This window comes from Citrobacter sp. A316 (assembly GCF_002042945.1).
In the GTDB taxonomy this organism is placed as follows: domain Bacteria; phylum Pseudomonadota; class Gammaproteobacteria; order Enterobacterales; family Enterobacteriaceae; genus Citrobacter; species Citrobacter portucalensis.
On record NZ_MVFZ01000004.1, the window covers coordinates 308688 to 331729 of the forward strand.

Annotated in this window: 18 protein-coding genes; 5 read left to right on the top strand and 13 right to left on the bottom strand. The window is 52.3% G+C overall.

All coding sequences use genetic code 11. The annotated features are described in order from the left end of the window. Positions 1-6: 6 nt before the first annotated feature. From nuoI to lrhA, 9 genes are all read right to left on the bottom strand, one after another. On the bottom strand, positions 7-549 hold the full coding sequence (nuoI, locus tag BZK41_RS07435; RefSeq protein WP_005129470.1) for an NADH-quinone oxidoreductase subunit NuoI: 543 nt from the start codon (positions 547-549) through the stop codon (positions 7-9). 14 nt (positions 550-563) lie between these two features. Then, complete coding sequence (gene nuoH, locus BZK41_RS07440; RefSeq protein ID WP_003028063.1) at positions 564-1541, bottom strand: NADH-quinone oxidoreductase subunit NuoH; 978 nt, start codon at positions 1539-1541, stop codon at positions 564-566. Beyond that, positions 1538-4264 (bottom strand): NADH-quinone oxidoreductase subunit NuoG, encoded by a 2727-nt coding sequence (gene nuoG / locus BZK41_RS07445; protein ID WP_079937729.1) that lies wholly within the window; start codon positions 4262-4264, stop codon positions 1538-1540. Before nuoG ends, nuoH begins: the two co-directional genes overlap by 4 nt. An 80-nt stretch (positions 4265-4344) precedes the next feature. Then, positions 4345-5682 carry an NADH-quinone oxidoreductase subunit NuoF gene (nuoF, locus tag BZK41_RS07450; protein ID WP_003839356.1) on the bottom strand — a complete coding sequence of 446 codons (1338 nt, stop codon included), beginning with the start codon at positions 5680-5682 and terminating at the stop codon, positions 4345-4347. After that, positions 5679-6179, bottom strand: a complete 501-nt coding sequence (gene nuoE, locus BZK41_RS07455; protein WP_003028069.1) for an NADH-quinone oxidoreductase subunit NuoE — start codon at positions 6177-6179, stop codon at positions 5679-5681. The genes nuoF and nuoE overlap by 4 nt, the downstream gene beginning before the upstream one ends. A 2-nt stretch (positions 6180-6181) precedes the next feature. Then, a complete protein-coding gene (gene nuoC, locus BZK41_RS07460; RefSeq protein ID WP_003834757.1) occupies positions 6182-7984 on the bottom strand; it encodes an NADH-quinone oxidoreductase subunit C/D in 1803 nt (600 codons plus the stop codon). A gap of 85 nt (positions 7985-8069) precedes the next feature. Next, a complete protein-coding gene (nuoB, locus tag BZK41_RS07465) occupies positions 8070-8732 on the bottom strand; it encodes an NADH-quinone oxidoreductase subunit NuoB (RefSeq protein WP_003028075.1) in 663 nt (220 codons plus the stop codon). A 15-nt stretch (positions 8733-8747) separates the two neighbouring features. Continuing rightward, positions 8748-9191, bottom strand: a complete 444-nt coding sequence (gene nuoA, locus BZK41_RS07470) for an NADH-quinone oxidoreductase subunit NuoA (RefSeq protein ID WP_003028077.1) — start codon at positions 9189-9191, stop codon at positions 8748-8750. A gap of 627 nt (positions 9192-9818) precedes the next feature. After that, entirely contained in the window at positions 9819-10757 is a 939-nt protein-coding gene (gene lrhA, locus BZK41_RS07475; protein ID WP_079937711.1) for a transcriptional regulator LrhA, read from the bottom strand. Positions 10758-11683: 926 nt separating this feature from the next. Between lrhA and alaA the strand changes: the two genes are divergently transcribed. After that, the gene (gene alaA / locus BZK41_RS07480) at positions 11684-12901 is read left to right on the top strand and encodes an alanine transaminase AlaA (RefSeq protein WP_079937712.1); all 1218 of its coding nucleotides are present in this window, start codon (positions 11684-11686) and stop codon (positions 12899-12901) included. An 83-nt stretch (positions 12902-12984) separates the two neighbouring features. After that, a complete protein-coding gene (yfbR, locus tag BZK41_RS07485) occupies positions 12985-13584 on the top strand; it encodes a 5'-deoxynucleotidase (protein ID WP_003028083.1) in 600 nt (199 codons plus the stop codon). A gap of 63 nt (positions 13585-13647) precedes the next feature. Here yfbR and BZK41_RS07490 read toward each other — a convergent pair whose 3' ends face one another. The 4 genes from BZK41_RS07490 to yfbV form a co-directional block, all read right to left on the bottom strand. Beyond that, positions 13648-15480: an SLC13 family permease gene (locus BZK41_RS07490; protein WP_079937713.1), complete on the bottom strand. Its 1833-nt coding sequence runs from the start codon at positions 15478-15480 to the stop codon at positions 13648-13650. Positions 15481-15557: 77 nt separating this feature from the next. Next, positions 15558-16235 carry a sugar phosphatase gene (locus tag BZK41_RS07495; RefSeq protein WP_008785348.1) on the bottom strand — a complete coding sequence of 226 codons (678 nt, stop codon included), beginning with the start codon at positions 16233-16235 and terminating at the stop codon, positions 15558-15560. After that, a complete protein-coding gene (locus tag BZK41_RS07500; protein ID WP_003028086.1) occupies positions 16228-16722 on the bottom strand; it encodes a YfbU family protein in 495 nt (164 codons plus the stop codon). The genes BZK41_RS07495 and BZK41_RS07500 overlap by 8 nt, the downstream gene beginning before the upstream one ends. Positions 16723-16805: 83 nt before the next feature. Next, positions 16806-17261 (bottom strand): terminus macrodomain insulation protein YfbV, encoded by a 456-nt coding sequence (gene yfbV, locus BZK41_RS07505; RefSeq protein WP_003028087.1) that lies wholly within the window; start codon positions 17259-17261, stop codon positions 16806-16808. 339 nt (positions 17262-17600) lie between these two features. Between yfbV and ackA the strand changes: the two genes are divergently transcribed. The 3 genes from ackA (at position 17601) to yfcC (ending at position 22743) form a co-directional block, all read left to right on the top strand. Next, positions 17601-18803 (top strand): acetate kinase, encoded by a 1203-nt coding sequence (ackA, locus tag BZK41_RS07510; RefSeq protein ID WP_003834770.1) that lies wholly within the window; start codon positions 17601-17603, stop codon positions 18801-18803. Between the two features lie 75 nt (positions 18804-18878). Beyond that, on the top strand, positions 18879-21023 hold the full coding sequence (gene pta / locus BZK41_RS07515) for a phosphate acetyltransferase (RefSeq protein WP_008785351.1): 2145 nt from the start codon (positions 18879-18881) through the stop codon (positions 21021-21023). Positions 21024-21222: 199 nt separating this feature from the next. After that, on the top strand, positions 21223-22743 hold the full coding sequence (gene yfcC, locus BZK41_RS07520) for a putative basic amino acid antiporter YfcC (RefSeq protein ID WP_079937714.1): 1521 nt from the start codon (positions 21223-21225) through the stop codon (positions 22741-22743). The last annotated feature ends 299 nt before the right edge of the window (positions 22744-23042 follow it).

Genomic DNA, 23042 nt, shown 5'->3' on the forward strand with positions numbered 1-23042 from the left:
CTCTCCTTACGGTAACAGGCTCTTGACGTCGATAGGCTTAGCTTCGTTCTCTGCTTCGCCCTTATCTTTGCCGTCGATTGCCATACCTGCCATCCGGTAGAAGTTATATTCCGGGTATTTGCCCGGACCGGAGATCAGCAGATCCTCTTTCTCGTAAACCAGGTCCTGGCGCTTGTACTCACCCAGCTCGAAATCTGGAGTCAGCTGAATAGCCGTAGTCGGACAGGCTTCTTCGCACAGGCCGCAGAAAATGCAGCGTGAGAAGTTAATGCGGAAAAACTCCGGATACCAGCGGCCATCTTTGGTCTCTGCTTTTTGCAGAGAGATACAGCCTACCGGACACGCTACCGCACACAGGTTACAGGCAACGCAGCGTTCTTCACCGTCTGGATCACGAGTCAGAACGATACGACCACGAAAACGGGGCGGTAGATAGACCGGCTCTTCCGGGTACATCTGCGTTTCGCGTTTCGCGAACGCATGCAGGCCGATCATCCAGATACTACGTACTTGGGTGCCGAAGCCTACTAACAATTCTTTTAAGGTCATGGTCTTTGTGTCCCTTATTGCGCCTGCCAGAGAATGACAGCCGCCGTTACCAGCAAGTTGACGAGCGTCAGCGGCAGACAGACTTTCCAGCCGAAGGACATCACCTGGTCATAACGAGGACGCGGTAACGACGCACGAATCAAAATGAACATCATCATGAAGAACGCGGTTTTCAGCGCGAACCAGACGAATGGCGGTAAGAACGGGCCATGCCAGCCACCGAAGAACAGGGTAACCATCAGTGCAGAAATGGTGACGATACCGATGTACTCACCCACGAAGAACAGACCGAATTTCATACCGGAATATTCAATGTGGTAACCGTCGGCCAGTTCCTGCTCGGCTTCTGGCTGGTCAAACGGGTGACGGTGGCACACCGCCACGCCCGCGATGGCAAAGGTGACAAAACCAAAGAACTGCGGAATAACGTTCCAGATATCAGCCTGGTTGTTGACGATGTCGGTCATGTTAAATGAACCGGCCTGCGCCACCACGCCCATCAGGGAAAGTCCGAGGAACACTTCATAGCTCAGCGTCTGCGCAGAAGCACGCATCGCACCGAGCAGAGAGTATTTGTTGTTACTGGACCAGCCGGCGAACAGCACCGCGTATACCGCGAGGCCCGCCATCATCAGGAAGAACAGGATCCCGATGTTCAGGTCAGCAACCACCCAGTTCGGACTCACCGGCACAATGGCGAAAGCCAACAGCAGCGAGGTAAAGGCGATCATCGGTGCCAGGGTAAAGATGACGCGATCCGAGAATTTCGGGATCCAGTCTTCTTTAAAGAACATCTTGATCATGTCCGCAACCAGCTGGAGCGAACCGCCCCAGCCAACACGGTTCGGTCCGTAACGGTTCTGGAACAGACCCAGCAGACGACGTTCGCCAAAGCTCATGAATGCCCCGCAGGTGACCACCACCAGCAGGATCACGACCGCTTTGAGAATGCTCAGCAGGATCTCAATCAGATCGGGTGTAATCCAACTCATTGTTGTGCCTCCTGCAGATCCTCAAGACGCGCACCAGCCAGAACCGGCGCGATGCCAGGCATACCCATCGGCAAACCAACCTGCCCTGCCGTTAATCCTTCGGCGATTTCAACCGGCAATGTAACCGTGTTGCCATCGTAGCTGAAAGAAACGCGCGTACCGGCATTAACACCCAACTTCGCGGCATCAGCCGGGTTGAGTTTGATGTACGGCTGCGGCATACGGGTCTGGAAGACCGGCGCACGCTGGGACATTTCGTCACTGCCAAACAGATGGTAGTACGGCGCGATACGCCACTGACCATCCTGAGCCTGGAAGCTCGCCGGAACGGTAGTGAAGTAATCCATACCATCCGCAGAAGCTTCGATCAGGCGCACGCCCGGATCGCCATGGCGCAGTTTTCCGCCCACTTCATCCTGGAACTTGTTCCACGCCTGTGGAGAGTTCCAGCCTGGAGCCCAGGCAAACGGAATTTGTGAACGCGGCGCAGACGGTTGGTTGTTCCCTTCCATAGAGAAGGCGAACATGGTGTCTTTGTCCTGCGGCTGGCGCGGTTCGTGTACGCTGATGTTGGCGCGCATAGCGGTACGACCGCTGTAGCGGTGCGGTTCACGTGCCAGTTTCTGTCCACGGATACGGAAGGTTGCGTCCGGCGCAGCATCTTTGATACCCGCCAGCTGCGGCAACTTCTCAACGACCGCGTCGATAACGTGGTCGAGCTGCGTCCAGTCCACTTCACGGCTCTGCACGGTGCTGTGCAGCGAGTGCAGCCAGCGCCAGCTTTCCAGCATGATAGTGTTGCTGTCGTAGTAGGACGGATCATAAACCTGGAAGAAACGCTGGGCGCGGCCTTCGTTGTTAATCACCGTACCATCGCTTTCGGCGAAGCTTGCGGCGGAAAGCACCAAATGGGCGTTTTCCATAATTGCCGTACGCTGATGGTCAATGACCAGTACCAGCGGCGCTTTCGCCAGCGCGGCGTTCACACGCGTTGCTGAAGCATGGCGGTGCAGATCATTTTCCAGTACTACAACGGCGTCAGCACGACCTGTTTCCAGCTCGGTCAGCGCATCGTCAAGGGAACCACCGCCAATCATACCCAGGCCCATGCTGTTAACAGAGCGAGCAATCATGGTGATGCCGACATCTGCGCCACGGCCTTTCAGCGCTTTCGCCACGTTGGCAGCCGCCTGAATCACTTCGGCGCTACCGGCGTTGGTGCCGGAAATAATCAGTGGTTTCTTCGCCCCGGCCAGTGCCTGAACGATAACGTCAATTTTGTTTTGCAGGTCACGGTCGATACCGTCAACCGCCGGTGCGTTGTTATCCAGCGCATGAGCGATAGCGAAACCTAAGCGCGCCTGATCTTCAACCGGTGCACGATAGGTCCATGCGGCGATGTCATCCAGACGGGTGTTATCGACGTTGGTAACGAACAGCGGGTGCTTAGCACGCTGGCCGATGTTAAGGATTGCTGCGATCTGCCAGTCAGCCACTTTCTGTGCCGCCGCCATTTCACGCGCTTTGCCTTTCACCGCCTGACGCACTGCCAGCGCAACGCGTGCGCCGGTCTGGGTGACATCTTCGCCCAGCACCAGAACCGCATCATAAGATTCGATTTCGCGTAGAGCCGGAGTATGAATCCCGCCGTCACGCAGCACGCTCAGTGCCAGTTGCAGACGTTCCTGCTCGCCCTGGGCGATACCGGTATAGAAGTTATCCGCACCGACCAGTTCACGCAGCGCGAAGTTGCTTTCAACGCTGGCGCGCGGGGAGCCGATACCAATCACTTTCTTCGACTGACGCAGAATATCGGCCGCGCCCTGCATCGCCTGCTCGGCGTTCAGCGTGATCAGGTCATCGCCACGACGCTGTACCGGCTGACGCGGACGGTCTTTCAGGTTCACGTAACCATAGCCAAAACGACCACGGTCGCAGAGGAAGTAGTGGTTAACGGTACCGTTATAACGGTTTTCGATACGACGCAGTTCACCGTAGCGCTCGCCCGGGCTGGTGTTACAGCCGATGGAACACTGCTGGCAGATGCTCGGCGCAAACTGCATGTCCCATTTACGGTTATAACGCTCGGAGTGCGTTTTATCGGTGAAGACACCGGTTGGGCAAATTTCTACCAGGTTACCGGAGAACTCGCTTTCGAGCGTACCGTCTTCCGGACGACCGAAGTAGACGTTGTCATGTGCGCCATAGACGCCCAGATCCGCGCCATCGGCGTAATCTTTGTAGTAACGTACGCAGCGATAGCAGGCGATGCAGCGGTTCATTTCGTGAGAGATGAACGGCCCCAGGTCCTGGTTACGGTGAGTACGCTTCGTGAAGCGGTAGCGACGGAAGCTGTGACCGGTCATGACGGTCATATCCTGCAGGTGGCAGTTGCCGCCCTCTTCACAGACCGGACAGTCGTGCGGGTGGTTAGTCATCAACCACTCCACGACGCTTTCACGGAACTGCTTCGCTTCTTCGTCATCAATAGAAATAAAGGTACCTTCGGTAGCCGGTGTCATACAAGACATCACCAGGCGACCACGCGTGTCTTCCGCGTTTTGATATTGCTTCACCGCACACTGGCGGCAAGCACCGACGCTTCCCAGCGCCGGGTGCCAGCAAAAGTACGGAATATCGAGGCCAAGAGACAGACAAGCTTCCAGCAGGTTGTCCGCTCCGTTGACCTCATATTCTTTGCCGTCTACATGAATCGTAGCCATAGTCAGCATGCTTCCAGTTGGCTCGGTCGTAACCGAGCGTTAATCGAATTTCTTATCGCGACACAGGACTAACCCTGTAATCACCAGCGCTCTTTCAACAGGTTCGGCTGAATACCGCCAATCGCATGGGTATTGCTGAAGGTCTGCTTGATGCCAGCTTCGAATTCTTCGCGGAAATATTTAATGGCGCTCTGCAGCGGTTCCACTGCACCCGGTGCGTGTGCACAGAAGGTTTTACCCGGGCCGAGGAAACGACACAGTTGCTCAAGTGTCTCGATATCCCCAGGCTGGCCTTCGCCACGCTCCAGCGCGCGCAGAATTTTCACACTCCACGGCAGACCGTCACGGCACGGCGTACACCAGCCACAGGACTCGCGGGCAAAGAACTCTTCAAGGTTACGCACCAGAGGAACCATGCCGATCTCGTGATCGACAGCCATGGCCAGCGCGGTACCCAGACGGCTGCCTGCTTTACCGATGCTTTCGAATTCCATTGGCAGGTCAAGGTGCGCCTCGGTCAGGAAGTCAGTACCCGCGCCGCCAGGCTGCCAGGCTTTGAACTTCAGGCCATCGCGCATGCCGCCCGCGTAATCTTCGAGGATCTCACGCGCGGTAGTGCCGAAAGGCAGTTCCCACAGGCCAGGATTCTTCACACGACCGGAGAAGCCCATCAGCTTGGTGCCCGCGTCTTTGCTCTTCGAAATGTTCTGGTACCACTCCACGCCGTTCGCGAGGATAGCCGGTACGTTACACAGCGTTTCGACGTTGTTTACGCAGGTCGGCTTACCCCATGCGCCAGAGCTTGCCGGGAACGGCGGCTTGGAACGTGGGTTAGCACGGCGACCTTCGAGGGAGTTGATCAGTGCGGTTTCTTCACCGCAGATGTAACGCCCTGCCCCGGTGTGGACAAACAGTTCGAAGTCGAAACCGGTGCCCATGATGTTTTTGCCAAGCAGACCGGCTTCGGTTGCTTCGGCAATCGCACGGCGCAGATGCACGGCCGCTTCGATATATTCACCGCGCAGGAAGATGTAACCACGGTACGCTTTCAGCGCAAATGCGGAGATCAGCATGCCTTCCACCAGCAGGTGCGGCAGTTGTTCCATCAGCAGACGGTCTTTATAGGTGCCCGGTTCCATTTCATCGGCGTTACACAGCAGGTAACGGATGTTCATGGATTCGTCTTTCGGCATCAGGCTCCACTTCAGACCGGTGGAAAAGCCCGCGCCGCCACGCCCTTTCAGGCCAGCGTCTTTTACCTGATTAACGATTTCGTCCGGTGACAGTCCGGTCAGGGCCTTACGCGCACCTTCGTAGCCGTTCTTGCTACGGTATTCGTCCAGCCAGACCGGCTGTTTGTCATCACGCAGACGCCAGGTCAGCGGATGGGTTTCGGGAGTACGGATAATGTCTTTCATTTATACCGCTCCAACAGTTCGGGAATGCCTTCCGGGGTCAGGTGAGCGTGAGTATCCTCATCGATCATCATGTTTGGCCCTTTATCGCAGTTCCCCAGGCAACAGGTCGGCAGCAGCGTAAAGCGACCATCAAAGGTCGTCTGCCCCGGCTTGATGTTGAGTTTTTTCTCAAGCGCGGCCTGGATCCCCTGGTAGCCGTTGATATGGCACACCACGCTGTCGCAATAGCGGATGACGTGGCGACCTACCGGCTGGCGGAAGATCTGGCTATAAAACGTAGCAACACCTTCTACGTCGCTTGCCGGAATACCCAGCACATCAGCGATCGCATAGATCGCTCCATCCGGCACCCAGCCACGCTGTTTCTGAACGATTTTCAGCGCTTCAATGGACGCCGCACGCGGGTCTTCGTAGTGGTGCTTTTCGTGCTCAATCGCTTCACGCTCAGCCGCACTCAGCTCAAAAGCCTCGGTTTGTGGTTGTTGATTCTCGTGCATAATTAGCGGTCCACATCTGACATAACAAAATCGATACTACCCAGATGGACGATTAAGTCGGACACCAGGCTGCCACGTACCGCTACCGGGATCTGCTGCAGGTGCGCATAGCTCGGGGTACGGATACGGGTACGGTAACTCATGGTGCTGCCATCGCTGGTCAGGTAGTAACTGTTGATACCCTTGGTCGCTTCCACCATCTGGAAGGACTCGTTTGCCGGCATAACCGGACCCCACGAAACCTGCAGGAAGTGGGTGATAAGGGTTTCGATATGTTGCAGCGTGCGCTCTTTCGGCGGCGGCGTCGTCAGCGGGTGATCCGCTTTGAACGGGCCTTCCGGCATGTTATTGAGGCACTGCTCAAGGATGCGCAGACTCTGGCGCAGCTCTTCAACTTTCAGCATCACGCGGGTATAGCAGTCAGAAACACCGCCGCCAACCGGGACTTCAAAGTCAAAGTTTTCGTAGCCAGAGTACGGACGCGCTTTACGCACGTCGAAATCAATACCGGTCGCGCGCAACGCAGCACCGGTACAACCCCAGTCCAGCGCTTCTTTCTTACCGTAAGCGGCAACGCCCTGCGAACGGCCTTTCAGGATGGTGTTACGCAGTGCGGCTTTCTCGTAAGAATCCAGACGTTTTGGCATCCAGTCGAGGAAATCACGCAGCAGCTTGTCCCAACCGCGCGGCAGATCGTGTGCCACACCGCCGATACGGAACCAGGCCGGGTGCATACGGAAACCGGTGATCGCTTCCACCACGTCATAGATTTTCTGACGGTCGGTAAAGGCGAAGAATACCGGGGTCATCGCGCCGACGTCCTGAATGAACGTGGAGATGTACAGCAGGTGGCTGTTGATACGGAACAGTTCAGATAACATCACGCGAATCACGTTGACGCGATCCGGCGTGGTGATACCAGCCAGTTTCTCAACGGCCAGTACGTAAGGCATTTCGTTTACGCAGCCGCCGAGGTACTCAATACGATCGGTATACGGAATGTAGCTGTGCCAGGACTGACGTTCACCCATCTTTTCAGCGCCACGGTGGTGGTAGCCGATGTCAGGTACGCAGTCGACGATTTCTTCGCCATCAAGCTGCAGCACAATACGGAAAGCGCCGTGAGAAGACGGGTGGTTAGGACCGAGGTTGAGGAACATGAAGTCCTCGTTTTCGGTACTACGCTTCATACCCCAATCTTCTGGTTTGAAGGTCAGCGCTTCCATTTCCAGATCCTGTTTGGCTTTAGTCAGCTCAAACGGATCGAATTCGGTCGCACGCGCCGGGTAGTCTTTACGCAGCGGATGGCCTTCCCAGGTATGCGGCATCAGCAGACGCGTCAGGTGCGGGTGACCTTCGATATCGATGCCAAACATTTCCCAGGTTTCACGCTCATACCAGTTAGCGTTCGGGAACAGTTTGGTGAAAGTCGGTACGCGCAGATCGTTTTCAGACAAAGCCACCTTGAGCATGATATCGCGATTGCGTTCAATGGAGATCAGGTGATAGAAAACGGAAAAATCCGCGGCAGGTAACCCTTCGCGGTGCGTACGCAGACGTTCGTCCATGCCGTGTAAGTCAAACAGCATGACGTAAGGTTTCGGCAGTCTCTTTAAGAAATCGCCAACTTCCAGTAATTGTTCACGCTTGACCCAAACAACGGGTACCCCGGTGCGAGTCGCCTGAACGGTAAAGGCGTCCGGCCCAAAACGGTTGCGCAGTTCGCCAATGACCGGGTCATCAAGGTGATCCCGTGTTTGCCATACAGCGTCTTGCGCGGTTAAGTCGGTCATATTGTTCACCATTGCAAATGGTCCGTGGTGGTCGGCAGTGCTTCGCGCTATTTATGTAGTGATAAGCGAAGGAAGTGCTGCTGCCGACAGGCGCAAATTAAATCTCGTCTGGTGTACGAAGATTCGTTACAGCAATACGTTCGCCGCGTTTACGCTCGCGTTCTGACTGCATATTGGCGCGATAAACGCCCTGATCGCCAACCACCCAGGAGAGCGGACGGCGTTCTTTGCCAATGGAATCTTGCAGCAGCATCAGAGCCTGCATATACGCTTCTGGGCGCGGCGGACATCCCGGGATGTACACATCGACCGGAATAAATTTATCAACGCCCTGCACCACAGAATAGATGTCGTACATACCGCCAGAGTTGGCGCACGCGCCCATGGAAATAACCCATTTCGGTTCCAGCATCTGATCGTAGAGACGCTGAATAACTGGCGCCATTTTGGTAAAGCAGGTTCCGGCTACGACCATCAGGTCAGCCTGACGCGGCGATGCACGCAGTACTTCCGCACCAAAACGGGCCACATCATGCACGGCGGTAAACGAGGTCACCATCTCAACGTAGCAGCAGGAAAGGCCAAAGTTATATGGCCAAATTGAGTTTTTACGGCCCCAGTTAACCATGTCATGCAGTTTGCCCATGAACACGTTTTTGTTAACTTCTTGCTCCAGGGGGTCGGTTACGATCTCCTGTTTTTGCAGGGGGTAACGGTCGTTCTCACCGTTAGGATCTATGCGGGTGAGCGTATAATCCATCTTAATGCCTCGCGGTTAGCGTTGACGATTAGCGATACTGTTCGTTTCCGGGTTCATACGCTCGCGGCGTGAACGCGCGGGCGTCCAGTCCAGCGCGCCAATACGCACCAGATAAACCAGACCTGCCAGTAACACAAAAATAAAAATTGCAGCTTCCACAAAGCCAATCCAGCCGCTTTCACGGATAGAAGTTGACCATGCGAACAGATACAGCGCTTCAACGTCGAAGATAACGAAGAACATGGCTACCAGATAAAACTTGGCAGACAGGCGCAGGCGGGCGGTGCCGACCGAGTCGATACCTGATTCAAACGGCACGTTTTTAGATCTCGCGCGTGCGCGACCCCCTAAAAACCAGCCGCCGACGAGCATCAGGCAGCACAGGCCAATGGCAACGATAAGAAAGATAGCGAATGCCCAGTGATGAGCGATGATTTCAGTGGATGTTGACATACTCATTGCTTACTCATCAAAAGTAGCGCCAAATTCTCTGCTCTTTTCGGCAGATGAACGCCACATCGATTCATGGGGAGGAATAAAAAAAACCTTACAATCACTGTGAAAAATCATTTTATACAGCTAATTGATGGGGTTTTTTACTCCTTTCTATAACCTTTTGTCAACTTTAACAAAAGTTTCCTCACATTATTTTACACTGTTCCAACTTCATTAACATAAAGTGCTCTTTAGACCTATTTCGATTGCATCATCGGTCATTTTTAATGTTGTTGAATCGTGTCCGTAGTGAAGTAAAAAAGATAATACACGTCTATTTTGACAGGAATTCACCCAGATGCCTCCCCCTAAATGGGAGTATTTTCTTGATCTGTGACACGCTTTTGTTAATTCACCATAAAAAACAGCAACAATTTCTCTAGTTTTTTAACATGGAAACATTTAGCAGCTCAGCTGATTATTTTTCACCCCATTGTCAGTCTGTTTTTTTACCTGCTGATTTTGTTAAGTTTTAGTACATGAATGAACAGAAAGCAGTAATATTTGCATAAAAAAAGAGCCGCTGGATGTTTTTTCATCATCAGTGGCTCTTTTTTACACTTACATTTTAAAACGTTTTTTTGTGACGCTTTACTCAAAGTCGCCTTCAACAATCAGCGAGTCATCTCCCCCTTCAGGGGTAAACTGATTGTATTGCCAAGGATTTTGATATGTCTGCATCGACTTAAAGATAACCTGAGCTAATTCATTTTGCGTGGCCGGATCGCTGCACAGCAGATACTCGGTATCAGGCAGAGGTGGCAATCCGTCTGTCGCACCCAGTACGCGTAAATCTGGGCTCATCATTTCGACAGGACGGGCAGTAACGCCCAGCCCTGCTTTTACCGCCGCGCGGACCGCAGGCAACGTTGAAGCGACATAAGCCAGACGCCACGGGATCTGTGCGGCATTCAACGTCGCCAGCACGATATCGCGAAACGGGCTGGGATCGTCCAGCAGAACTAACGGCACCGGTTCGCCTTTTTGCAGGATATACTCGGCTGCGCAATACCAGTGCGTCGGTGAAGTCCGCAAATTCAGGCATTCAAAATCGCCAGGGCGATTAGTGGTGACCACTAAATCCACTTCTTGCGACTTAAGCATCTCCACCATGTAGGCATTGCGTTTCACTCTTACATCAAGCGCAAGTTTCGGATATACCGAACTAATGCGGTTAAGCAGAAATGGGAGTATGGTGTCGGCGGATTCATCAGAAGCACCGATAGTTAACACCCCCTGAAGATTGTTAAACATCAATGATGAGCATGCCTCATCATTAAATCGCAATATTTTCCTGGCGTAACCCAACAGCTGGATACCATGTTCGGTCAGCAGTTTGTTGCGTCCATGGCGCGCGAACAACTCTTTCCCCACAAGTTGTTCAAGGCGCTGCATTTGCTGACTTACCGCAGACTGAGTTCGACATACCGCAGCTGCCGCAGCCGCGAAGGTATTCAGGTCGGCAACAGCAACAAAGGTTCTCAGCAGATCGAGGTCGAGGTTAATTATCGGACGATTTGCATTTATCATAGTTTTTCACTTACTCGCGGGTCATACCGGGTTAATGCTGTGCATTCAGAATCAAACAACTCCATTTGTAATGTGCCTCCCTCCAGTTTCGCTTAGTGTAACCAAGTGAAAATAAGGATGTATTTGGTTTAACAAACGAAACAATTCTCTTTCTGAGCTATTTTAATACCCGTGATATTCATCGGAATATAGCAACGAGAAAGAGCCGTATTTTTAGCTGCTGGATGATTCTGACTAATGGGAAACATGTAAATTTTGTAAATTTAAAAAAAAGTTAACGAACAATAATTTACACATTAAAAACTAACTTTTCAGTATGTTAGGAACAACCAACAAACATTTGAATTATCGTAAATTTCGTACTACACACCATTTCATAGGAGTTATCTTAACCTAAAACCACTATATTTATAAGTGTTATCGCGAATAATTCCGGGCAAATTGGTGTTATGTCAGTGCAACGGTTTTCCTATTATTGGCCCACTCAATTTGATGTCGTTTAAATAATAAATAATAATTAATTAAGAATCCCTCAATTCATTAATTATACTTAACAATGGATTCACACGACATCACGTAGGGATCAGACCGATAACAGAATTCGTGGATGAAACCTCAGTATTTTCGAATCGCGCGTACCGCACGGATATCAACTGCCTTTTGTTTTATAGAACTAACTTTTTTCAACCAGACAAATCACCATACCCACGCTAACAAAGCAAAACATAAATCACAAATAACACAATAATCCAGACTATTATTCTGTAAATGACACACAATATAGTTATTAACAGTTAATTATAATCCTCCTGCTTTCCGAAATCTTCTACTAAAGACCCTTCAAAACTAACCGTCGTGGGAGTACATTGTGCTGGGCTGACTTCCACGGCAGGGAGTGGCATTCACAGCTAAAAAGGTCAACGTTCATGTCCCCCATTGAAAAATCCAGCAAATTAGAAAACGTCTGTTATGACATTCGCGGCCCGGTTCTGAAGGAAGCAAAGCGCCTGGAAGAAGAAGGCAACAAAGTTCTGAAACTGAACATCGGCAACCCTGCGCCTTTCGGGTTTGAAGCACCAGATGAAATTTTGGTGGATGTGATCCGCAATTTGCCAACTGCGCAAGGATATTGCGATTCCAAAGGCCTTTATTCAGCCCGCAAAGCAATCATGCAGCATTACCAGGCCCGTGGGATGCGCGACGTAACCGTGGAAGATATCTATATCGGTAACGGCGTATCCGAATTGATTGTGCAGGCCATGCAGGCATTGCTAAACAGTGGGGACGAAATGCTGGTTCCTGCACCTGATTATCCCCTGTGGACGGCGGCGGTTTCGCTCTCTGGTGGTAATGCCGTGCACTACCTGTGTGATGAATCGTCAGACTGGTTCCCGGACCTTGATGATATCCGCGCCAAAATCACCCCACGTACGCGTGGGATCGTCATCATCAACCCCAACAACCCAACTGGCGCGGTGTATTCTAAAGAGCTGCTGATGGAGATTGTTGAGATTGCTCGCCAGAACAATCTCATCATCTTTGCGGACGAGATATACGACAAAATTCTTTATGATGACGCCGAGCACCACTCGATTGCGGCAATGGCCCCGGACCTGCTGACTATTACCTTTAACGGCCTGTCAAAAACCTATCGTGTTGCCGGTTTCCGTCAGGGCTGGATGGTGCTGAACGGACCGAAGAAACATGCCAAAGGGTATATCGAAGGCCTTGAAATGCTGGCTTCTATGCGCCTGTGTGCCAACGTCCCGGCACAACATGCCATTCAAACCGCACTGGGCGGGTACCAGAGCATCAGCGAATTCATCATGCCTGGCGGGCGTCTTTATGAACAACGCAACCGCGCCTGGGAGCTGCTCAATGACATCCCCGGCGTCTCTTGCGTAAAACCGCGCGGTGCGCTGTATATGTTCCCGAAAATTGATGCCAAGCGCTTCAACATACATGACGACCAGAAGATGGTGCTCGACTTCCTGTTGCAGGAAAAAGTTCTGCTGGTTCAGGGAACGGCATTCAACTGGCCGTGGCCGGATCATTTCCGCATCGTCACGCTGCCGCGTATTGATGATATCGAAATGTCGCTGAGTAAATTTGAGCGTTTCCTGTCAGGGTATCGCCAGCAGTAACCACGCAAAGTGCTACCGGGTTTGCATCCGGTAGCACTCTCTGCGCAAAATACCGTTACTGAAGTCACTGAGTAAGGGTCGTTATGAAGCAGAGCCACTTTTTTGCCCACCTCTCCCGTCTGAAACTCATTAACCGCTGGCCGCTGATGCGCAACGTGCGCACCGAAAACGTGTCCGAACACAGTCTGCAGGTTGCCATGGTTGCCCATGCACTGGCCGCAATTAAAAACCGTAAATTTGGTGGTCAGGTTAATGCTGAGCGTATTGCCCTGCTGGCGATGTATCACGATGCGTCAGAGGTGTTAACCGGCGATCTCCCTACCCCAGTGAAATATTTCAACTCGCAGATTGCTCAGGAATATAAAGCGATAGAGAAAATTGCCCAGCAAAAACTGGTCGATATGGTTCCCGATGAGCTGCGCGATATTTTTGCACCGCTCATTGATGAACATGCCTTAAGTGAAGAAGAAAGATCGATTGTTAAACAGGCCGATGCCCTGTGCGCGTATCTGAAGTGCCTGGAAGAACTCTCCGCCGGTAACAACGAATTTTTGCTGGCAAAAACGCGTCTGGAAAAAACGCTGGAGTCACGACGTAGCGAAGAGATGGACTACTTTATGGACGTGTTCGTCCCGAGTTTTCACCTCTCATTAGATGAAATCAGTCAGGATTCTCCATTGTAAGTTTGCGACGACGTTGCCTTTATAGGCCGGATAAGGCGTTAACCGCCATCCGGCACATAAAAATCAAAACGGAAACAGCATCGGGATCATCACCACGCACACCACCATCACAATGATGGTAAACGGCACGCCAATTTTTACGAAATCGCTAAAGCTGTAGTTACCCGGCCCGAGTACCAGTGTGTTTACCGGTGAAGAAACTGGCGTCATAAAGGCGGCGGAAGCCGCCATCGCAATCACCATAGCAAAAGGATACGGCGAAACGCCCATCGACTTTGCCGCCGCCAGCGCAATCGGCGCCATCAGTACCGCCGTCGCGGTGTTAGAGATAAATAACCCAATGGTCGCGCACAGCACGAACAGACAGCCCAGCATCATATACGGGCCGTACCCACCACCAACGTCCATTAACCCTTTAACCACCAGATCAACACCGCCCGTTTTCTGTAATGCCAACGCAAAGGGCATCATTCCGACAATCAAAATAATACTTGGCCAGTGAATGGCTTTATAGGCGCTTTCGGCATCGATGCAGCGGAATTTTCCCATCAGCAAACAGGCGATAATCGCGGCAACCGTATTAGGGATTTCATCAGTGAGCATTAACGCGACCATCAACACCAGACAGAAAATCGCATGCGGTGCCTGGCTGTGCGCCGGAGATGCTTCACTGACTTCCACGGGCATGTTCAGCACCACAAAATCGCGTCCTTTTTGTCCCAGCAGCGTGATGAGCTTCCAGTTACCCACCACCAGAATAATATCGCCCATCAGCAGCGGCTCATTGACGACCGCCCCGGCCAGCGCCGCACCATCACGCTTTACTCCGACGACATTCAGCCCGTAACGCGTACGAAAAGCGATTTCCCGTACCGTTTTGCCGATCAATTCCGATTCAGGGATCAATGAAATCTCGGCCATACCCACATCAAGCGCTTGCTCGGAGAAGTATTCACCGCGCAGAACCATCGGCTCCAGCAGTTGCTCGCTGCAAAATTCACGCAGGTCAACGTCGGCCGCGGACATATCAATCAGCAACACATCACGGGCGCGAAACTCAGAAACCCCGTTTACGTCGACTATCACACGGCGAAAACGCCGCCAGCGTTCAACGCCAATCACGTTTGCCCCGTAGCGCTCACGCAATTTCAGGTCATCCAGGCGTTGGCCAATCATGGGAGAACCCGGGCGAATCGCCAGGCGACGGGCGCGCCCTGTCAGGCGATATTCTTTAATCAGATCGCGAAAGGTCCGGCGCTTCCAGCCGTCTCCCGACTGCCTGGAGTCTTCGCCTTTCAGCATAAAACGCATCAGCAGCATATAAATTATGCCGAGCACCAACACCACCAGTCCCAATGGGGTTACGCTAAAAAAGCTAAAACCATTAAGCCCTTCACGTAATAGTTCACTGTTGACAACCAGGTTCGGCGGCGTTGCCACCAGCGTCATCATGCCGCTTATTAATCCGGCAAAGCTCAGTGGCATCATCAGGCGTGAAGGGGAAATTTCCATGCGCATGGAAACGCTTAAGACAACCGGAATAAAGATGGCGACCACACCGGTCGAACTCATGAATGCACCGAGTCCGGCTACGGTTATCATCAGCAACACCAGCATTTTCACTTCACTGCTGCCAGCCACCTTCACCAGCCAGGCGCCCATTACCGTCGCCACCCCGGTACGCACCAGGCCGTCGCCGATAATGAATAAAGCCGCTATCAAAATAACGTTAGGATCGCTGAACCCGGAAAAAGCCTCTGTGATGCTCAATGTTCCACTCAGAACAAAAGCAATAATGACCAGCAAAGCGACCGCGTCCATACGCACTCTGCCAGTTGCAAACAAGACGACGGCAATCGCCAGCAATGAGAGAACCCATATCAATTCACCGTTCACAACATATCCTTGTTAAATGAGAGGGATGGACTGATTCTGCCATAAAAAAGCCCCAACAATCTGGGGCTAAATCATGATCAGGTATTTCTTATAACGACCACATTTCCGTTGGGTTGTTTGGTCACAGAAATATGTTCCAGACTGGTCAGCGAAAAATCCACCTCGTCCAGACGCGGCGTATCCGCTGGCGCGTTAACCGCGATGACATGACACCCAGCCGCCAGTCCTGAGAGCACCCCGGCGGGGGCATCTTCCACCACTGCACATTCCTGCGGTGCCAGGCCCAGAAGCTGAGCGCCTAACAGATACGCGTCTGGTTCTGGTTTCCCTCTTTTTACCCGCTCGGCGGTGACAAACACTTCAGGAGCAGGAAGCCCAGCAACACGATGGCGCGCCCGTGCGACCGGCATGGAGCCGGAGGTCACAATCGCCCATGGGATACCCGCTTTATTGAGATGGTTGAGTAAATCAACTGCCCCCGGCAGCGCGGTGATCCCGGCGGTTTCCGTCGCTTCGATCTGCTCCAGACGGGTAAACTCTGCGGCGATCTCTGCCTCAGATTTGCCCACCATAAAGTGTCGCAGGGAGGTAATGGCCTGCTTGCCATGAATAAAGCCGAGTACCTCGGCGTGATCGAGGCCGAAGCGATCGGCCCAGTTGCACCACGCACGCTCTACTGCGGGTAAGGAATCGACCAGCGTTCCATCCAGATCAAACAGAAAACCTTTGCACTGCACGCTCGCCCCCTCAGGCATTAATGATTTGGTTAATTTCATTCGCGCTCAGGTGATACTGACGCGGGCAAGAGTGCCAAACATTCAGCATGCGCTGATATTTTTCCCACATCGGGGTCTGGGCGTTGAAGCCATGTGTACCCGCATCAAAGTGGGTGTAACGTCCTTCCACATTGACCATAAAACGAACGTACCCGAGGAAACGGGCTTCCGTTGCGGCGTCAAAACCGAGGAAGGTCACGCGACGCTCATCAATAGCCTGTGCATCCTTAAGATTAGTCCAGGACACATGTAATGCGTGATACATCTCCATAATATCGATAATCGTACGACAGGTTTCTTCCGTCAGCTCACCAAACTCACGATCCAGCTCACGCATCTGCAAGCCATAACCGCGTTCAATAATCGTCTGCAAACGACGATAACGCTCGGCGTTAGTTGGATCGAGCATAGTCATCATTTTGTACTGATTCGACAAAATCAGACGTTGAGCGTTGGTCATTTCCATTTGGGACTCCTGTATCACTACTACTGCGATGAAAAAAAAGAAGGCATCTTGTGCCTTCTTTTATATGCGTAATCAGGGGTCAATTACAAATCATCAAGGAAAGTTTTATCCAGTTGTTTGAAGGCGCGCTTAAGCGTGTCAGCCAGCGCCTGGTAATCCGGCTTTCCTTCAACCGGAGAGAGTGCCTGCCCGGCCTCTTGCAATTTACCCCGAACTTCGTAGAACCAGTTGAGTATTGAAGGCGGCAGCGGCGTTACGGAACGTTTTCCCAGCCACCACATCCCCTGCATCGGCAGGCTAAGCGCAAACAGAGCAGTCGCTACGGCCGGCCCCAACTGCCCCCCTAACGCAATTTGCCAACATAAGGTGAAGACGGCGATAGGCGGCATAAAACGAATCGCGTAACGCGTCATGCGGATCACGCGGTTCTCAACAAACACAGGCGCAAGGCGCTTTTCCATTGGCCACGTCTTTGCATAGTGCTGCCCCCGGCGAAACAAGCTAAAAAAATTGACGGAGCGATTATCCGGTGTCGACATGGCGATTACCTCAACTTCACATATAAAAATTAAAAAATTTGTGCAAAACAACAACTACAAAGGACATCGTTCAAAACATTTTGTCTTTGATACCCACATTCAGGTATCCTGTGCCGGCCTGTAAGGCCTGTAGTCCAAAATCATTGAGTCGTCAAATTGGCATACATTATGCCATTGCCTGAAAAATACGCAAAATGACATAGACTCAAAGGTATTTATTCCATCGTGCCCAAAAAGACTATGGCGCATGATGTTAATCATAAACGTCGGTGTCATCATGCGCTACGCTCTATGACTCCCTGACGTTTTTTTAGCCACGTATCATAAATAGGTACTTCCATGTCGAGTAAGTTAGTACTGGTTCTGAACTGCGGTAGCTCCTCACTGAAATTTGCCATCATCGATGCAGTAAACGGTGAAGAATACCTCTCTGGTTTAGCCGAATGTTTCCATCTCCCAGAAGCACGTATCAAGTGGAAAATGGACGGCGGTAAACAAGAAGCGGCTTTAGGTGCAGGCGCCGCTCACAGTGAAGCGCTGAACTTTATCGTTAACACTATTCTGGCACAAAAACCAGAATTGTCTGCGCAATTGACCGCTATTGGTCACCGTATCGTACACGGCGGCGAGAAGTACACCAGCTCCGTGGTTATCGATGATTCTGTTATCCAGGGCATCAAAGATTCCGCCTCTTTCGCACCGCTGCATAACCCGGCTCACCTGATCGGTATTGCAGAAGCGCTGAAATCCTTCCCGAACCTGAAAGACAAAAACGTGGCTGTATTCGACACCGCGTTCCATCAGACTATGCCGGAAGAGTCTTACCTCTATGCTCTGCCGTACAGCCTGTACAAAGAACACGGCGTTCGTCGTTACGGCGCACACGGTACCAGCCACTTCTTCGTCACTCAGGAAGCGGCAAAAGTGCTGAACAAACCGGTTGAAGAGCTGAACATCATCACTTGCCACCTGGGCAACGGCGGTTCTGTATCTGCTATCCGTAACGGTAAATGTGTTGATACCTCCATGGGTCTGACCCCACTGGAAGGTCTGGTGATGGGTACACGTTCCGGTGACATCGACCCGGCGATCATCTTCCACCTGCACGACACCCTGGGCATGAGCGTTGACCAGATCAACAAAATGCTGACCAAAGAGTCCGGCCTGCTGGGTCTGACCGAAGTCACCAGCGACTGCCGTTATGTTGAAGATAACTACGCTACTAAAGAAGACGCTAAACGTGCAATGGACGTTTACTGCCACCGTCTGGCGAAATACATCGGTTCTTACACTGCTCTGATGGATGGTCGTCTGGATGCAGTTGTCTTCACCGGTGGTATCGGTGAAAACGCAGCGATGGTTCGTGAACTGTCTCTGGGCAAACTGGGCGTTCTGGGCTTTGAAGTTGACCACGAACGTAACCTGGCCGCACGTTTCGGCAAATCTGGTTTCATCAACAAAGAAGGTACCCGTCCTGCGCTGGTTATCCCAACCAACGAAGAACTGGTTATCGCGCAAGACGCGAGCCGCCTGACTGCCTGATTTCACACCGCCAGCCTAGCTGGCGGTGCTGTTTTGTAACCCGTCTAAATTGGCGGTAACGAAAGAGGATAAACCGTGTCCCGTATTATTATGCTGATCCCTACCGGAACCAGCGTCGGCCTGACCAGCGTCAGCCTTGGCGTGATCCGCGCAATGGAACGCAAAGGCGTTCGTCTGAGCGTCTTTAAGCCGATTGCTCAACCGCGTGCCGGTGGCGATGCGCCAGACCAGACTACCAGCATCGTCCGTGCTAACTCTTCTCTGCCAGCCGCTGAGCCGCTGAAGATGAGCCACGTTGAATCTCTGCTGTCCAGCAATCAGAAAGATGTGCTGATGGAAGAGATCATCGCGAACTACCACGCGAACACCAAAGACGCTGAAGTTGTACTGGTTGAAGGCCTGGTCCCAACCCGTAAACATCAGTTTGCGCAGTCTCTGAACTACGAAATCGCGAAAACGCTGAACGCGGAAATCGTCTTCGTTATGTCTCAGGGTACCGACACCCCGGAACAGCTGAACGAGCGTATTGAACTGACTCGCAGCAGCTTCGGCGGCGCGAAAAACACCAACATTACCGGCGTAATCGTTAACAAACTGAACGCACCGGTTGATGAGCAGGGCCGTACTCGCCCGGATCTGTCCGAGATTTTCGACGACTCTTCCAAAGCGAAAGTGATCAAAGTTGATCCGGCTAAACTGCAAGAATCCAGCCCGCTGCCAGTTCTGGGCGCGGTGCCATGGAGCTTTGATCTGATCGCTACTCGTGCAATCGATATGGCGCGTCACCTGAACGCCACCATCGTTAACGAAGGCGATATCAACACCCGTCGCGTGAAGTCTGTGACTTTCTGCGCACGCAGCATTCCGCACATGCTGGAACACTTCCGCGCAGGCTCCCTGCTGGTAACTTCCGCAGATCGTCCTGACGTGCTGGTTGCAGCATGCCTGGCGGCCATGAACGGCGTGGAAATCGGTGCCCTGCTGCTGACTGGCGGCTACGAAATGGACGCGCGCATCACTAAGCTGTGCGAACGTGCATTTGAAACCGGCCTGCCAGTATTCATGGTGAACACCAATACCTGGCAGACCTCTCTGAGCCTGCAGAGCTTCAACCTGGAAGTTCCGGTTGACGATCACGAGCGCATTGAGAAAGTTCAGGAATACGTTGCTAACTACATCAACGCTGACTGGATTGAATCCCTGACTGCGACCTCTGAGCGTAGCCGTCGTCTGTCTCCGCCAGCGTTCCGTTATCAGCTGACCGAGCTGGCGCGCAAAGCGGGCAAACGCGTTGTTCTGCCGGAAGGCGACGAACCGCGTACCGTTAAAGCGGCAGCCATCTGTGCTGAACGTGGTATCGCAACCTGCGTACTGCTGGGTAACCCGGATGAGATCACCCGTGTTGCGGCCTCTCAGGGCGTTGAACTGGGCGCTGGCGTAGAAATCGTTGATCCAGATGTGGTTCGCGAAAGCTACGTTGCTCGCCTGGTCGAACTGCGTAAAAACAAAGGTATGACCGAAACCGTTGCCCGCGAACAGTTGGAAGACAACGTGGTTCTCGGTACCCTGATGCTGGAGCAGGACGATGTTGACGGTCTGGTTTCTGGTGCAGTACACACCACCGCGAACACCATCCGTCCGCCGCTGCAGCTGATCAAAACTGCACCGGGTAGCTCCCTGGTGTCTTCCGTGTTCTTCATGCTGCTGCCGGATCAGGTTTACGTTTACGGCGACTGCGCGATCAACCCGGATCCGACTGCAGAGCAGCTGGCAGAAATCGCGATTCAGTCCGCTGATTCCGCAATTGCTTTTGGTATCGAACCGCGCGTAGCGATGCTCTCCTACTCCACCGGTACTTCTGGTGCAGGTAGCGACGTAGAGAAAGTTCGCGAAGCAACCCGTCTGGCACAGGAAAAACGTCCTGACCTGATGATCGACGGTCCGCTGCAGTACGATGCCGCTGTTATGGCTGACGTAGCGAAATCCAAAGCGCCGAACTCTCCGGTTGCAGGTCGCGCTACCGTGTTCATCTTCCCTGATCTGAACACCGGTAACACCACCTACAAAGCAGTACAGCGTTCTGCCGACCTGATCTCCATCGGGCCGATGCTGCAGGGTATGCGCAAGCCGGTGAACGACCTGTCTCGTGGCGCGCTGGTAGACGATATCGTCTACACCATCGCTCTGACCGCGATCCAGTCTTCCCAACAGCAGCAGTAATTTGCTGAGTGTGCCGGATCTCTTATCCGGCAGCGCATCTGCTTATCAAACCGGAAATAGCTGATATTTCCGGTTTTTTTATGTCTTTTTCCCCATTGGTATAATCTGAAATATTTGCCTGGATGCGCTGCATCAATGAATAACTATTCTTCTGTTCGCATACTTACTCTCTTTTGCGTTGCAACAGGGATAGTCTTTCATGTCAGCAGTAACAGAATCACAGCCAGCCAAAAAATGGGCGATGCCCGATACGCTGGTAATTATTTTTTTCGTCGCCATTTTAACCAGTCTGGCGACATGGGTCGTTCCCGTCGGGATGTTCGACAGCCAGGAAGTGCAATATCAGGTTGATGGACAAACCAAAACCCGTAAGGTGGTTGACCCCCATTCCTTTCGTATTCTGACCAACGACGCAGGTGAAGAGCAGTATCACCGGGTAACGTTTTTCTCTACCGGAGATGAGCGCCCCGGCCTGATGAATTTCCCGTTTGAAGGATTAACCTCCGGCTCGAAATTCGGCACTGCTGTCGGCATCATTATGTTTATGCTGGTCATCGGCGGCGCATTTGGCATCGTTATGCGTACCGGCACCATTGATAACGGCATCCTGGCGCTCATCCGCCATACGCGGGGCAACGAGGTCCTGTTTATCCCTGTGCTGTTTATTCTCTTCTCCTTAGGCGGCGCGGTATTTGGCATGGGGGAAGAGGCTGTTGCCTTTGCCATTATCATCGCGCCTTTGATGGTCCGGCTAGGTTACGACAGTATCACCACCGTTCTGGTTACCTATATCGCAACTCAGATTGGTTTCGCCAGCTCATGGATGAACCCATTTTGCGTGGTGGTCGCGCAAGGTATTGCGGGGGTGCCGGTACTCTCTGGTTCCGGGCTGCGCATCGTGGTCTGGGTGGTCGCTACACTAATAGGACTAACCTTCACGCTGGCCTATGCGGCACGCATCAAAAAGAATCCGCTTTTGTCCCGGGTACATGAATCCGACCGCTTCTTTCGCGAGCAGCAGGATGAGGTCGTGGAACGACGCTTCACGTTGGGCGACTGGCTGGTGCTACTGGTGCTGACCGCGGTGATGATTTGGGTTGTCTGGGGCGTTATCGTCAATGCGTGGTTTATTCCAGAGATCGCCAGTCAGTTCTTCACTATGGGCCTGGTGATTGGCATTATCGGCGTGGTCTTTCGCCTCAACGGCATGACGGTCAACATTATGGCCTCCTCATTCACTGAGGGTGCACGAATGATGATTGCCCCTGCCCTGCTGGTTGGTTTTGCCAAAGGCATTTTACTGCTGGTCGGTAATGGGGAGGCGGGTGAAGCCAGCGTGTTAAACACTCTGCTGCACAGCATTGCCAACGGCATAAGCGGGCTGGATAACGCCATCGCGGCGTGGTTTATGCTGTTGTTCCAGGCGGTTTTTAATTTCTTCGTCACTTCCGGCTCGGGTCAGGCTGCGCTAACCATGCCGCTACTGGCACCGCTGGGCGATCTGGTTGGCGTAAACCGTCAGGTCACAGTCCTGGCCTTCCAGTTTGGCGACGGATTCAGTCATATTATCTATCCGACGTCAGCATCTCTGATGGCTACGTTAGGTGTTTGTCGGGTGGATTTTCGTAACTGGCTGAAAGTAGGTGCTACACTGTTGGGGCTGCTGTTTATTATGTCCAGCGTAGTGGTGATTGGCGCGCAGATGATGGGTTACCATTAATTAAATAATTAATGCTGGATGGCAACGCGAATGCGTTTTACCCGGCATACGTAGTTAATAAAGTTTGTTGCCGGAAAAATCGCGTCCACTTCGGCAACAACTCCCCCTCAACATAGCGATTTCACAACATTAATAATAATTATCGATATTAAATACATAATGGTTATGCTAATTACTTTAAAATATTACCAGTGAATATGATAAATAAAACCAATGCAATAAATAAAATTAAGTTCCCAGAGATCACAAACCCTGAAAAATAACTTATAACCGTGTATATGCCCAGGGTACTATCTATA